This window comes from Amycolatopsis echigonensis (assembly GCF_014174495.1).
GTDB classification, from domain to species: domain Bacteria; phylum Actinomycetota; class Actinomycetes; order Mycobacteriales; family Pseudonocardiaceae; genus Amycolatopsis; species Amycolatopsis echigonensis.
Map to the genome: position 1 here is coordinate 113,539 of NZ_JACJHR010000019.1, position 13,154 is coordinate 126,692.

At 69.9% G+C, this 13,154-nt stretch carries 11 protein-coding genes; 1 reads left to right on the forward strand and 10 read right to left on the reverse strand.

What is annotated here, in order from left to right:
• Window position 1: 1 nt before the first annotated feature.
• From iolD to iolC, 4 genes are read right to left on the reverse strand one after another with little or no spacing between them, the layout of a single operon-like run.
• On the reverse strand, window positions 2-1,867 hold the full coding sequence (iolD, locus tag H5411_RS15845; RefSeq protein ID WP_101433689.1) for a 3D-(3,5/4)-trihydroxycyclohexane-1,2-dione acylhydrolase (decyclizing): 1,866 nt from the start codon (window positions 1,865-1,867) through the stop codon (window positions 2-4).
• Complete coding sequence (iolB, locus tag H5411_RS15850) at window positions 1,864-2,703, reverse strand: 5-deoxy-glucuronate isomerase (protein WP_183124258.1); 840 nt, start codon at window positions 2,701-2,703, stop codon at window positions 1,864-1,866. Before iolB ends, iolD begins: the two co-directional genes overlap by 4 nt.
• Window positions 2,700-3,581, reverse strand: a complete 882-nt coding sequence (locus tag H5411_RS15855) for a Cgl0159 family (beta/alpha)8-fold protein (protein WP_101433687.1) — start codon at window positions 3,579-3,581, stop codon at window positions 2,700-2,702. Before H5411_RS15855 ends, iolB begins: the two co-directional genes overlap by 4 nt.
• Window positions 3,578-4,525, reverse strand: a complete 948-nt coding sequence (gene iolC, locus H5411_RS15860; RefSeq protein ID WP_101433686.1) for a 5-dehydro-2-deoxygluconokinase — start codon at window positions 4,523-4,525, stop codon at window positions 3,578-3,580. Before iolC ends, H5411_RS15855 begins: the two co-directional genes overlap by 4 nt.
• A gap of 120 nt (window positions 4,526-4,645) precedes the next feature.
• Here iolC and H5411_RS15865 point away from each other — a divergent pair, with 120 nt between their 5' ends.
• A complete protein-coding gene (locus H5411_RS15865) occupies window positions 4,646-5,404 on the forward strand; it encodes a GntR family transcriptional regulator (protein ID WP_101433685.1) in 759 nt (252 codons plus the stop codon).
• A gap of 22 nt (window positions 5,405-5,426) precedes the next feature.
• On the opposite strand, the gene H5411_RS15870 is transcribed toward H5411_RS15865, so the two are convergent.
• The 6 genes from H5411_RS15870 to H5411_RS15895 all read right to left on the reverse strand — a co-directional run.
• Window positions 5,427-6,890 carry an aldehyde dehydrogenase family protein gene (locus H5411_RS15870; RefSeq protein WP_101433684.1) on the reverse strand — a complete coding sequence of 488 codons (1,464 nt, stop codon included), beginning with the start codon at window positions 6,888-6,890 and terminating at the stop codon, window positions 5,427-5,429.
• A gap of 21 nt (window positions 6,891-6,911) precedes the next feature.
• On the reverse strand, window positions 6,912-8,009 hold the full coding sequence (locus H5411_RS15875; RefSeq protein WP_101433683.1) for a Zn-dependent alcohol dehydrogenase: 1,098 nt from the start codon (window positions 8,007-8,009) through the stop codon (window positions 6,912-6,914).
• A 24-nt stretch (window positions 8,010-8,033) separates the two neighbouring features.
• Window positions 8,034-10,379, reverse strand: coding sequence for an AMP-binding protein (locus H5411_RS15880; RefSeq protein WP_101433682.1), 2,346 nt, complete (start codon window positions 10,377-10,379; stop codon window positions 8,034-8,036).
• Window positions 10,376-11,164 (reverse strand): gamma-glutamyl-gamma-aminobutyrate hydrolase family protein, encoded by a 789-nt coding sequence (locus H5411_RS15885; RefSeq protein ID WP_244194437.1) that lies wholly within the window; start codon window positions 11,162-11,164, stop codon window positions 10,376-10,378. The genes H5411_RS15880 and H5411_RS15885 overlap by 4 nt, the downstream gene beginning before the upstream one ends.
• Complete coding sequence (locus H5411_RS15890; RefSeq protein WP_101433681.1) at window positions 11,161-12,507, reverse strand: glutamine synthetase family protein; 1,347 nt, start codon at window positions 12,505-12,507, stop codon at window positions 11,161-11,163. The genes H5411_RS15885 and H5411_RS15890 overlap by 4 nt, the downstream gene beginning before the upstream one ends.
• Window positions 12,500-13,154 (reverse strand): hypothetical protein (locus H5411_RS15895; RefSeq protein ID WP_312878318.1); only part of this gene is annotated, 655 nt, incomplete at its 5' end. The genes H5411_RS15895 and H5411_RS15890, both read right to left, overlap by 8 nt.

A 13,154-nucleotide genomic window follows, 5' to 3' on the forward strand; every position in this document is an offset into this window, starting at 1 on the left:
GTCACAGGTAAGGCCGTTGCTGTCGCTTGGTTTCGGCGTAGGTTTCGCGCGCCTCGCGCGTGGAGTCCAGGTCGGAGACTTCGCTGACCGGCACGTCCCACCACGCCGATCCGGGCGGGTTGGGGCCGAGCAGGTCGGTTTCGACGTGCACGACGGTGGTCGTGGAATTCGCCTTCGCCTGCTTCACCGCGGTCCGGAACTCGTCCACGGTGGACGCGCGGAGCACGGTCGCGCCGAGACTGGCCGCGTTGGCGGCGAGGTCGACCGGCAGGACGTCGCCTTCGAGCAGCCCGGAATCGGCGCGGTAGCGGTAAGAGGTGCCGAACCGCTGCGAGCCCAGCGATTCCGACAGCGAACCGATCGAGGCGAAACCGTGGTTCTGCACCAGCACGATGATCACCTTGAGCCGTTCGGCGACCATCGTGACGATTTCCTGCGCCATCATCAGATACGAGCCGTCGCCGACGAGCACGACCACTTCCCGGTCCGGCGCGGCCATTTTCGCGCCCACGCCCGCGGCCACCTCGTAGCCCATGCAGGAGTAGGCGTACTCGACGTGATAGGCCTTCGGATCCCTTGCCCGCCAGAGCATCTGCAGGTCGCCCGGCATCGAGCCGGCCGCGTTGACGACCACGTCGCGGTCGTCCAGTTCGTCGTTCAGCGCGCCGAGGATCTCGGTCTGGGCCGGAAGCGGCTGATGCCCGACGCGGAAGCACTCGTCGGCGGTGCGGTTCCATTCCTGCGCCAGCAGCCGCGCGCGGGTGCGGTACGCGTCGTCCACCTGCCAGCCCGCGAGGGCTTCGTGCAGCGCGGTGATGCCCCGTTTCGCGTCCGCCAGGACCATCTCCGCCGAGTGCTTCGCGGCGTCGAGGCGGGCGACGTTGAGGTTCACGAACTTGACGGCCGGGTTGCCGAACACGGTGTGCGATGCGGTGGTGAAGTCGCTGTAGCGCGTGCCGATGCCCAGGACGACGTCGGCTTCCGCGGCCAGTGCGTTGGCCGCCGTGGTGCCGGTGGAGCCGATGCCGCCGGCCGCGCTCGGGTGGTCCCAGGGCACCGCGCCCTTGCCCGCGTGCGTGTCCGCGACCGGAATGCCGGTCGCGGCAGCGAACGCGCGCAGTTCGCGCTCCGCTTCGGAGTACACGACCCCGCCGCCCGCGACGATCAGCGGCGTCTTCGCGCTGCGCAGCAGTTCCACCGCGCGGGCGAGCGCTTCCGGTTCGGGGACCGGACGGTCGATGTGCCAGACGCGGCGGCGGAAGAACTCCTCCGGCCAGTCGTAGGCCTCGGCCTGGACGTCCTGCGGCAGGGCGAGGGTGACCGCGCCGGTTTCGACGGGGTCGGTGAGCACTCGCATCGCCGCGAGCGCGGCTGGGATCAGCTGTTCGGGCCGGGTGATCCGGTCGAAGTACTTCGAGACCGGACGGAACGCGTCGTTGACCGAGACGTCGCCGGCGCGCGTGTCCTCCAGCTGCTGCAGCACCGGGTCCGGGCCGCGGGTGGCGAACATGTCGCTCGGGAGCAGCAGCACCGGGATCCGGTTCGTGGTGGCCAGCGCGGCTCCGGTGATCATGTTGGTCGAGCCGGGGCCGGTGGACGCGGTGCAGGCGAAGGTCTGGAGCCGGTTGCGCATCTTCGCGAACGCGGTCGCGGCGTGGACCTGGCCCTGCTCGTTGCGCGCGAGGTAGTAGGGCAGGTCCGCTTCTCCGGTGCGCGCGGCCTGCAGCAACGCCTGTCCGATCCCGGCGACGTTGCCGTGGCCGAAAATCCCGAAACAGCCGGGGATCAGCCGCTGTTCGACGCCGTCGCGCTCCGAATGCTGATTGGCGAGAAAACGCACCAGGGCTTGCGCGGTGGTCAGTCTCATTTCGCGCCTCCGAAGGGCAGCCGCGGGTCGACGTCTTGGGATTCCCAGGTCTGGCGCACCCACGCGTGTGCGGGGTCGTCGCAGATCAGCCAGGCCCGTTCGGGACCGGGGCCGGCCATCACGTTGAGGTAGTACAGGTCGTAGCCGGGCGCGGCCATCGACGGGCCGTGCCAGCCGTGCGGGATCAGCACGACGTCGCCGCCGCGGACCTCTTCGAGCACGTCGATCGGTCGCTCCTCGGTGCCGTAGACGCGCTGGTAGCCCATGCCTCCGTCCGCGACCTCGAAGTAGTAGATCTCCTCGAGTTCGCTTTCGCCTTGACGGGCCTCGTCGTGCTTGTGCGGCGGGTACGACGACCAGTTCCCGCCGGGGGTAAGCACTTCGCAGACCAGGAGCTGGTCGGCTTCGAAGGTGTGCGGCAGGCAGTAGTTGTTGACCTGGCGGCTGCAGATCCCCGCTCCGCGCAGCTCGCTCGGCACGCCCGACGCCGGTCCGTACCGGGCAGGCAGGTGCTTCTCCGTTTTCGCCGACGGCAGCGCGAACCGGCCGCGTCCGGTGAGCACCGCGGAGGCATCCCGTGGCAGGTAAGCGAAATCGGTCACCGCGTCGAACACGCCGGTGCGGCCCGCCAGCTCGAACTTCTCCCCGGCCACCTCGACCGCGCAGCTGCCGGACAGCGGCAGGACGAGCGCTTCCGAGTCGCCCGTGGCGACAGTCTCCGTGCCGTCGAGTTCGAGGACGCGCAGGCCGGAGTAGCCCCACCCGGCCGATTCCGGTGTGACGACAAGGCTGAACGGGCCGTCCGCGGTGCTTCCGGCTTCGTGATAGCGCTTCACAGCAGCCCCACCGCCGTGTCGACGGCCTTGGCGACATCGCCGTCGTGCGGATACAGCAGCGAACGCCCGACCACGAGCCCTTGCACGGTCGGCAAAGCCAGTGCTTCCTGCCAGGCCGCGAACGCCGCGTCGGGGTCCTTGACCTCTCCGCCGAGCAGCACCGCGGGCAGCGTCGACGCGGCCAGCACCCGCGCCATGTCGGCGACGACCGGCAGCTTCAGCCAGGTGTAGGCCGACGAGCGGCCGAGGCCGGAGGCGATGGTGATGGACCGGATCACGGCCTCGGGGGAGAGGTCGTTGCGGACCTTCCCGTCGACCCATTCGGACACGAACGGCTCGACCATCGCGATCAGCTTCCGGGCGGCGAGCTCGTCGACCGCTTTCGCGGTGTTCTCCAGGACGCTCGGCGTGGCCGGGTCGGAGAGACAGATCCGGGTGAGGGTCTTGCCGCCGTCGAACCGCATGCGCGCGATGGTTTCCGCGTCGTAGCAGGCGAACCGGTCGTCGATCTCGAAGCTCGACCCGGCCAGCCCGGTGCGGTTCATCGACCCGATGACGGTCTTGCCGTCCAGCGCGCCGAGCAGCAGCAGGTCGTCGATGATGTCGGCGGTCGCGAGCACGCCGGTGACGCCCGGGCGTTCGAGGGCGAGGCAGAGCCGGTCGAGCAGTTCGCCGCGGTCGGCCATGGCCAGCGGATCGGAGCCCACCGCGTTCGCCCCGCGCGCCGGGTGGTCGGCTGCGATGATCATCGTCCGGCCCTTGTCGTTGAACGGCGATTTCGCGCGCACCCGCGCCGCCGCCGCCTCGGCGATCGCCTCCGGATCATGCACCCGTTTGGCGACGATCCGCTCGACAGTGCTCGTTTGGACCCTGTTCATGCGTTTCCTCCGAGCTTGCGCAGTACCTGGGCTTCGGTGGGCATGGCGTCCGAACAGGACAGTTCCCCGGCGACGTGCGCGCCGGCCGCGTTCGCGAACCGCATCACGCGTTCGGTGTCCCAGCCGGACAGCAGCCCGTGCACGAGGGCGCCGCCGAACGCGTCGCCGGCGCCGAGGCCGTTGACGACGTCGACCGGCACCGGCGGCACCTCGACCTCGCCGCTGTCGTCCACGGCGAGGACGCCCTTCGGCCCCTGCTTCACCACGGCCAGCGAAATTCCCCGGTCCCGCAACGCTTTCGCGGCTTCGCGCGGCTCGCGGGAAGCGACCGCGGTGTCGCATTCGTCGAGGTTGCCGACCGCGACCGTCACGTGGTCGAGCGCCTTGCCGACCCATTCGCGGGCCTGCTCGCGGGACTCCCAGAACATCGGCCGGTAGTCGAGGTCGAGCACGGTGATTCCCTCGCGGCCACGGGCTTCCAGCGCGGCCAGCGTCGCCGAGCGGCTCGGTTCCTGGGACAGCCCGGTCACCGTCACCCAGAACACCTTCGCCGCGCGGATCGCGTCGAGGTCGAGTTCCTCGGGGAAGAGGTCGAGGTCCGGGGCCTTGGGGAAGCGGTAGAAGTAGAGCGGGAAGTCGTCCGGCGGGAAGATCTCGCAGAACGTCACCGGCGTCGGCAGATGCGCGGACGTGCCGACGAACCGGTCGTCCACGCCGAACTCGCCGAGTGCGCGGTGCAGGTACCGGCCGAACGGATCGTCGCCGGTCTTGGTGATCACCGCGCTGCGGCGGCCGTAACGGGCGGCGGCGACCGCGACGTTGGTCGCGCTGCCGCCGAGGTATTTGCCGAACGAAGTGACGTCTTCCAGGCCGACGCCGGTCTGCTCGGGGTAGATGTCGACCCCGATCCGGCCCATCGTGACGAGGTCGAACCCCGTGGTCATCGTCGAGTCCTCCTGCCTGCCGCGGTGGCTCCGCCCCCTGACAGTGCAGTACCCCGGCGGACTTTGTCAAGACATATGGACATTAGGTCATTGCGACGTAGACCCGGTAGGCTCCGGACCATGAGCACCAGCCCGGCCTGGGATCCCGCGCGCGAGATCGCGGTGGATCCGGCCAGTCCCGAGCCGCTGTACTTCCAGGTCGCGCGCCAGCTGCACGCCGCGATCGACGACGGCAGGCTGCCCGCGGGGTCCCGGCTGGCGAACGAGCTGGACCTGGCGGCGAGCCTGCGGCTGTCCCGGCCGACCGTCCGGCAGGCCATCCAGTCGCTGGTCAACCAGGGCCTGCTGGTCCGCAAGCGCGGCGTCGGCACCCAGGTGGTGCGCACGAAGGTCGCCCGCCCGCTGCGGCTGAGCAGCCTGTACGACGACCTGACGGGCCTCGGCGGCACCCCGGAGACGGCGGTGCTGTGCAACCGCGTGGAGGACGCGGACGCCGAGACGGCCGCGCTGCTGGAAGCCCCGGCGCTCGCCCGCGCCCGGCGCTTGAAGCGGATCCGGTCCACCGACGGCGAACCGCTGGCGGTGATGAACAACTACCTCCCGGACGGCCTGCTCGACCCGTCCGACGAGGACCTGCGAGAGAACGGCCTCTACCAGCTGCTGCGCGCGGCCGGCGTGCGGCTGCACTCGGCGCAGCAGAGCATCGGCGCCCGCCTGGCGTCCGCGGAAGACGCGGAACTGCTCTGCGAGGAACCGGGAGCCCCGCTGCTGACCATGCAGCGGACGACGTACGACGAAACCGGCCGGGTCGTCGAGTACGGCTGGCATGTGTACCGGGCGTCCCGGTACAGCTTCAACCTCTCCCTGACAAACAGTTGAGGGAGATCCGGCGAGCCCTCGCCTAGATCGGAAGCTCAGCGGAGTCCACGCCGACGACCCGGTCGCCGCAGAACACGCGAACCGATTCGGCCGGACCGTGTCCGCCGATGCCGGCTGGTCCCCAGAAGGTCTGCGCCGAGCCGTCAGCGAGGTCGGCGAGTTTGGCACCGTTGATGCGCACCTCCCCGGACAGGACGCGCGAACCGATTTCGATCGCGTGGTCGGTGTCCGTGCCGAAGACATAGGCGTCGAGTCCGGAGGGGTTCGCGTTGGCGATCCGCAGCGCCTCTTCGTCGGAGTCGACCGCGTGCAGGGAGACCACCGGACCGAACAGTTCGGCGTTGGCCCGCGCGGGGTCGGCTCCGGAGGCGATCGTGGGGGAGAGGAAGAACCCGTCGAGGTCGGGCAGTCGCGCGGGTTGGGAGATCTCGGCGCCCGAACCGCGCAGGTCTTCGATCCGGCGGATCAGCGTTTCATAGTGCGGCGCATTGGAAATCGGCCCCACGTCGGCGTTCTCGTCGAGCGAATGGCCGATCTCGAGCGCGGCGATGCGCTGGTTCAAAGCGTCCAGAAGCGAAGCGGTCAGGCACCGGGGCGCGAGAACCTTGCCGGGGCCTTCGCACCATTGCCCGTTCAGCTTGGTGAGCCCCTCGGCGATGCCGTCCGCGGCGACGTCGACGTCCGCGTCGTCGAGCACGAGAACCGGGTTGTTGCCGCCGAGTTCCAGCTGGAGGACCTTGAAATCCTCCGCGGCGGCCCGGGCGATGGCGCGACCCGCGCCCGGGCCGCCGGTGAAGGAGACGACCTTGACGCGCGGGTCGGCGGTCAGCGCGGCCCCGACGGTTCCCGTTCCATGGAGAAGTTGCAGGGCCCCTGCGGGCAGCCCGGCCGCGACGAAGCACTCGACGACGATCTGTGCGCTGCCGGGCGCGTGTTCCGAAGGTTTCAGGATGACCGGGCATCCCGCGGCGACGGCGCTCACGACCTTCGCCGCCGGAATGAAGCTCGGACCGTTCCACGGCGTGAGAATCGCGGCTGGTCCCAACGGAAGCCGGTAGAGGCGAACGTCGCGGCCGCCTGCCTCGAGCGAGGTCACCCGGGGAATGCCGACCAGGTCCGCTGCCGCCGATCGGACTCGCGCGGGCAGGAACGACGCGACCTTCCTCGTGACGCTGATCGGCACGCCGCTCGTCAGCGAGTCCGCACGGGCGATGTCCTCGACGCGCTCTGCCAGGTTCTCCGCGACTCGCTCAAGCATGCTGGCCCGCTCGCGCCGGGCGTCCTCGTCCCACGCGCCGATGTCGTAGACCCGCTCGGCGTGCTGCAAAGCGCGTTCCACGTCGCCTGGCGCGGTGGTGGCCATCTGATGCACGGGCTGGCGCGTGTTGGGGTCGAGATTCCAGGCGTCGCCGACTGTTTCGCATTCGCTCCATTCGTCGGCGATGTAGTTCAGCGGGGCGGGCAGCGGGTGGTCGCTCGGGGACATCGGATTCACCTTCGCGGTTGTTCAGGCGTGGAGGTCGACGACGACGCGGGTCACGTCGCCGGATCGCATGGCGGCGAACCCGTCGTCGATGTCGCGGAACGGGATCACCTCGGTGACCATTTCGGCGAGCAGCAGCCGGCCCTGCCGGTACAGCCGCGCGAGCTGGAGGATGTCCTCGCGCGCCTGCCCGGATCCCATGTACGAGCCGATGAGCCGCTTCTCCTGGAAGAAGAAGTCCGCCGCGGGAAGGCTCAGGTCGGTCCCGTCCGGCGCGATGCCGACCAGACAGGCGGTTCCGGCCGGGCGCAGGACGGCCAGGGCGGTCGCCGCGGTACGGGCTGAACCGACGGCTTCGAACGAGTAGTCGACGCCGTCGCCAAGGTGCTCGCGGATCGCGGCGACGACGTCTTCGGCGCCGCCGTTGACGGTATGGGTGGCGCCGTACTTGCGGGCAGCTCGCAGCCGCGCGTCGTCAAGGTCGACGGCGATGACGGCCGACGCTCCGGCCAGCCGAGCGCCTTGGACGATGGCGGAACCGACCCCGCCGCATCCGATCACCGCGACAGTGCTTCCCGGGCGGACCTCGGCTCCGCGGAAAACCGCGCCCACCCCGGTGATGACGCAGCACGAGAGCAGACAGCCCACGTGCGACGGGACATCGTCGGGGAGCTTCACGAGCGCGTTCTCCCGCATCAGCGTGTGCTGCGAGAACGCGCCCAGGTCGCCGAGCCGTTCGATCCGGCGGCCGTCGAGGTGCTGGAACGCCGGCCGCGGACGCTGCCGGACCTCCTCGACGCGCTGGCACTGCGTCGGCCGGCCGGCCTCGCAGTTGCGGCAGCGGCCGCACGAAGGCGTGAGCGCGCCGACCACTCGGTCCCCGGGCTTGAGGCCGGTCACCGCAGAGCCGACCGCTTCGACCACGCCGGCCACCTCGTGGCCGAGGACGACCGGAAGGTCGATCGGCACGGTCCCGGTTTTGTAGTGCAGGTCGCTGTGGCACAGCCCGACGTGGGAGACCGCGATCCGGGCCTCGTGCGGTTCGGGGTCGTCGACCTGGATCGTGGTCAGGGCGAGCGGCTCGTTCACGCCGCTGAGCACAGCGGCCCGCGTGGTGATCACGTCAGTTCTCCTCGTTCGTCGGTTTCACCCGCGTGCCGCGTCGATGCGGTCCGGCGCGGCGGGCGCGCCCTTCTCGGTCCAGAAGCTTTGGATTCCCGCGCGGTACACGCCGCTTTCCCAGGCCTCTCGCGCGGCGAGGTCCTCCCGGGCGAAGGCCTCCTCGATCTCGGCGGGCCGCGGTCGCAGCAGCGCGAGATGCGTCGCCGTCGTATTGGTCGGCGGCGTCCAGTCGAGAACGGTTTCGACCGCGCGGTCGACGAGCTCGTCCGGCTCGACGATTTCGTCCAGGAGACCGATCCGCAGGGCTTCCTCGGCGTCCATCCGGTGCGCGCCCAGCACCATCCGGATCGCGCGGCCTCGGACCAGCCGGGGCAGCAGGACGCTCGTGGCGTTGGAGATCGTGAGGCCGCGCCGGTTCTCCGGCTGGTAATACTCGGTCGCTGGCGTGCCGATCCGGGTGTCGCAGCACAGGGTGATCTCGGACGCCCCGCCCACCGCCAAGCCGTTGACCGCGGCGACGACCGGGACCCGGGTCTCCAGGATCGCCCGCGTGATGTCGTGAAAGGTCTCGAACGCGGTCTTGACCTCGTCGTAGCAGGCGGGGGCGGCTCCGAGGTCTTCTCCGGCCGAGAACGCCCGCCCTTCGCCGGTGAGGACGATGCCGCGCGCCTTCCGCCCGGTGCCGAACTCGCGGATGAGGCTCGCGAGGCGGCGGCGTGTGGCGACGGTCAGCGCGTTGAGCTTCTCGGGCCGGGACAGGGTGACCACCGCGACGTCCCGGGTGATGTCGACGCGCAGATCGGGGAGGGACTGGCCGCGAGACGGGCCGAAATCGTAGACAGCGCCCGGATCGGCCCGTTCCTTGAGCGCGGGCTTGGCCACCCGCTCGGAAGGAGTGCGCGGGAAGTCGTCCACGAACTCGACATAGCGAGGCACCTTGAAACGGGCGAGCTGGGTCCCGGCTCGCTGGACGATCGAGTCCGCGGTCGACCGTCCGGCCGCGAGGCCGTCGGCGAGCTGGACAAAGGCTTTGACTTCTTCGCCCATCAGATCGTCCGGCTCGGCGACGACCGCCGCGGCCACCACGGCGGGGTCGCGTTCGAGCGCCGCCTCCACCTCGGCGCTGGCGATGTTCTCGCCGCCTCGCCGGACCATGTCCTTGATGCGTCCGACAATCCTGATTTCCCCGTCGTCGCCGCGAACCACGACGTCGCCCGTGTGAAGCCAGCCGTCGCGCAGGACGCGCGCCGTGTCTTCGGGCCGGTTCCAGTAGCCGGTCATCATGGGCTTGCCCTTGACCGTGAGCTCTCCGCGTTCGCCAGCCGGAACTTCCGTGCCGTCCGGGGCGACCACGCGCACCTGTTTGGTCGGCACCGGGCGGCCGAGGCTTCCGCTGCCCACAGCGGCGGGATCGGCGAAACTCGAAACCAGGTCGAAGCCGGACTCGGTCATGCCGTAGACCTCGCGCCACGGAGCGCCCCATCGCTCCTCCAACGCGGCGTGCAGGTCCGCGGGGATCCCGGAGCACAACACCATCCGGACGGAATTGTCGCGGTCGCTCGGATCCGGCGGCTGTTTGAGCAGAAGGGTCGGCATGGATCCGAGGACGTAGAAGAAGGTCGCGCCGTGCCGGCGCACGTCCGCGAAGAAGCCTGAGGCCGAGAACCGCGGCAGCACCGCCAGAGGAGCGCCCACGGTGAGCGCGACCGCGACATTCCACAGTGGATCCATGTACGAGAACGGCTGCGCGGTAAGCAGTACATCGTCCGGGCCCAAGCCGGTCGAGGCCGCGCACAACCACCCGTTGCGGACCCAGTAGTCGTGAGTCAGCATGCAGGCCTTGGGAAATCCGGTGGTTCCCGAGGTGTATTGGAGGTTCGCCAAGGTGTCGGCGGCGACGGCGACGTCGGGCGCGCTGGCCGGGAACCGCGCGGACCCGTCGTCGGCGATGTCGACGACCCGCACCGCCCCCGGGTTCGCCACGCCGTGCACCAGCCGCAGGTGGTCGTGATCGGTGAAAACGAGCCGGGCGCCGGAGTCTTTCAGCACGAACGCGAGGTCTGCTTGCTGATACTTGGCGTTGACCGGCACGGCGACGGCACCCGCCTTGAGCGCGGCGAGCCACACGACCGGCCACTGCACGACATTCGGGAGCATGACCGCGACCCGGTCGCCGGGCTCGACGCCGTCGGTCTCGATCAGGCGGTGCGCCAGCCGCGAGGTCCAAGCGTCGATCTCGCCGAAGGTCCACGACCGGTCGCCGAAACGGAGGAATTCCCCGTCCGGCGACTGGGCCGCGCGTTCCGCCAGCAGTGCGGTCAGGGTCGGCGTCGACGGGTCCTCGCCGAGGCGATCAGCCGCGATGGTCATGCTTTCACCGTTCCTCGGTTGTTCTGTAGTTCCGGGACGTACCGGCGTTGGGCGGACTCCTCGACGATCCACCCCAGCGCGGGATCGGGGCTCGCCATCCACTCCGGATGCCATTGCACGGCCAGCACGGGCGAACCGGGGAGTTCCATCGCCTCGGCCACCCCGTCCTCGGTGCGGCCGGTCACGACGAGCCCGGCGCCGCACCGGTCCACCGCTTGGTGATGCCACGAGTTGGTGACCGCGTGGTCGCCGAACAGCCCCGCGGCGATCGAGCCGGGCTCGAAGGTCACGGCGTGATCCGGCGTGCCGTCGGTCGGCGCGGATTCCGGGGAGAGATGCCGCACCGCGCCGGGGGAGAGGTCGGCGACGAGCGTGCCCCCGAGCGCGACATTGATGATCTGCATGCCCCGGCACACGCCGAGGACCGGGATTTCCCGTTTCAGCGCTTCATGGACGAGTGCGATCTCGTACGCGTCGCGCTCGGCGTCGTGCACCGCAGGGTCGGTCCGCGGATCGATTTCCCGCACCACCGCGGTGTCCCCGCCCCACCGGCCCGGGTGGACGTCCTGTCCGCCGGTGACGACGACGCCGGACAGCCATGCCGCGGCGTCTTCCGGAGGAGCGTCGTAGGGCAGATGGACCGGCACGCCGCCGGCCCGCGCGATCCTCGTCGCGAAGGCCGCCATGTAGCTGTCGGTGTGCATGTCTCCGTAGCGGCTGTCCGCCCCGGCGACCAGTCCCATCCGGAAGCGGCGGCCGGTGACGCCGATGAGCGGCCTGGTCACGGCAGCTCGAAGTAGCGCAGGGACTCCCACTCCGAAAGCGGGGAGTACGGATCGCCGCCCTTGGTGTGGAACTCCATCCACTCCCACCGGCGCGACACGACCCAGAAGTCGACGAACTCGTCGCCGAGGTATTCGCGCAGGATCGGGTCCGCGTCCAACGCGGCGAACGCCTTGGACATCGTGTCGGGGATCCGGGCCACGCCGTATCCCTCGGGCAGGCGCCACGCCATGTCGGTGACCTCGTCCGGAGGTTCGATCTCCCGCTCGATTCCGGCCGCCACTCCGGCCAGCACCCCGGCGAGAGCGAGATACGGGTTGACATCGGCGCCGGGAACCCGGTATTCGAGCCGCGAATAGCGCGGATGGCCGGTGATGGCGCGCACGGCGGCCGTCTTGTTGTCGACGCCCCAGCTGATCGTGGTCGGCGGTCCGGAGAGGTCTTCCAACCGCCGGTACGAGGTGATCTGCGGAAGCACGATCGCGGCGTTGCCCGCCATCGTCGCCATCAATCCGCCGATCGCGTGGCGCATGAGGTCTGTCGGACCGTCCTCGGCGAAGAACTGGTTCACGCCCTCGCGCTGCAAAGAGAGATTGAGGTGCGCGCCCTGTCCCCACCCGGCCGTCGGCTTGGCCATGAAGGTGACCGTGCGGCCTTGCTCGAACGCCACTTCCCGCATGACCTGACGGGTGCGCGCCCAGGCGTCGGCGAGTGCGATGGGGTTCGTGGGCGCGAGATTCAGCTCGGTCTGCCCCGCGGCCGCTTCGTCGGTCCAGGCTTCCCAGACGATCCCCAGGTCGTCGAGCCGGGCCGTGACCGCCTCCATGTAGTCGACCCAGTCCTTCGACCGCGCCAAGTGGTAGGTGGCGCCCGCGCTGCCGCCGAGCGGAGTCAGATCGCGGTACCCGCGCGCTCGCGCTTCCTGGACGGACTCCTCGAAGAGGGTCGCCTCGATCTCCACCGCGACCTTCGCGGTGAGACCCAGCGCGGCGAGCCGGTCCACCATGGCGCGCGCCAGGTTCCGCGGGCAGATCGGCACCGGCGAGCCGTCTTTCTTGCGGTAGTCGCCGATCACCGAGTCCATTCCCGGCTTCCACTCGACCAGCGTGGACAGGTCGGGAACCATCTGGATGTCGTAGAGGTTGCCGCGCCAGTCCGCGTAAGCGTCGCCGAGGACGAACTCGTCGCCGAGGTCGATGGCGAAGAGAACGTCGGCGAACGCGAAGCCGGTTTCCTTGCCGGAAGCGAACTTCGCCGCGGAGACGGTCTTTCCCAGGAAGCTGCCGTCGTGGTTCGTCGCTTCGAGGCGGACGGTCTTGTGGGCCGTCTTCGGCAGATCAGACATCGAAACGCACCTTCCACGAAGCGCCGGTCAGGACGGACAACTGCGCCCAGGTGCCTTTGACGCGAAGGCCGGACGACAAGGCGAGCAGGAAATCGTCGGTGCCGGTGAGGACCCCGGCCAGGACATCCGGCGACCCCGCGAGCAGATATTCGGAAGAGCCGTCGCCGAACCTCTCCTCGGCCCGGCCGCCCTCGCCTTCTTCCACGACGACAAGGACGTCCGGCATGCCGGGGAGGTCTCGGGTGAGGCTCCAGAACCGCTGCGCAGCCTCCGGCCAAGGAGGAAGCGGCGGCGTCAAGGCGCGTAGTGCGACGTCGGCCAGCTCGGTGTTCCCGGCCGGTTCCTCAGCCGGGGAGAACCGCGCTCGCAGATCGACCACGACGGTCGCGTCGGGTGCGGCGAAGACTCCGCTGCTCACTGCGATTTCCTTGCCCCGGAAGGCGATGGTGGCGGCCTGCGGCGTGTCGTGGGAACGAAGTGCGACCGTTCCCTCGGCGCGGGACAGGGCGTCGGCCTCGTGTCCTATTCGGACGGACTCCCGCAAAGCGCGCGCGATCAGGCGGACCACCGGAGTCGCGTCGGGCTCGATCGCGAGGGAAGTCACGCGCTCCGGTGCGGGAAGCGTCGTCGTTTCGGTCATGGTGGAA

Coding starts and splice junctions, on each gene's coding strand:
- iolD (WP_101433689.1), bottom strand. CDS start 1,867: ATGAGACTGACCACCGCGCAAGCCCTGGTGCGTTTTCTCGCCAATCAG.
- H5411_RS15855 (WP_101433687.1), bottom strand. CDS start 3,581: ATGAACAGGGTCCAAACGAGCACTGTCGAGCGGATCGTCGCCAAACGG.
- iolC (WP_101433686.1), bottom strand. CDS start 4,525: ATGACCACGGGGTTCGACCTCGTCACGATGGGCCGGATCGGGGTCGAC.
- H5411_RS15865 (WP_101433685.1), top strand. CDS start 4,646: ATGAGCACCAGCCCGGCCTGGGATCCCGCGCGCGAGATCGCGGTGGAT.
- H5411_RS15870 (WP_101433684.1), bottom strand. CDS start 6,890: ATGTCCCCGAGCGACCACCCGCTGCCCGCCCCGCTGAACTACATCGCC.
- H5411_RS15880 (WP_101433682.1), bottom strand. CDS start 10,379: ATGACCATCGCGGCTGATCGCCTCGGCGAGGACCCGTCGACGCCGACC.
- H5411_RS15890 (WP_101433681.1), bottom strand. CDS start 12,507: ATGTCTGATCTGCCGAAGACGGCCCACAAGACCGTCCGCCTCGAAGCG.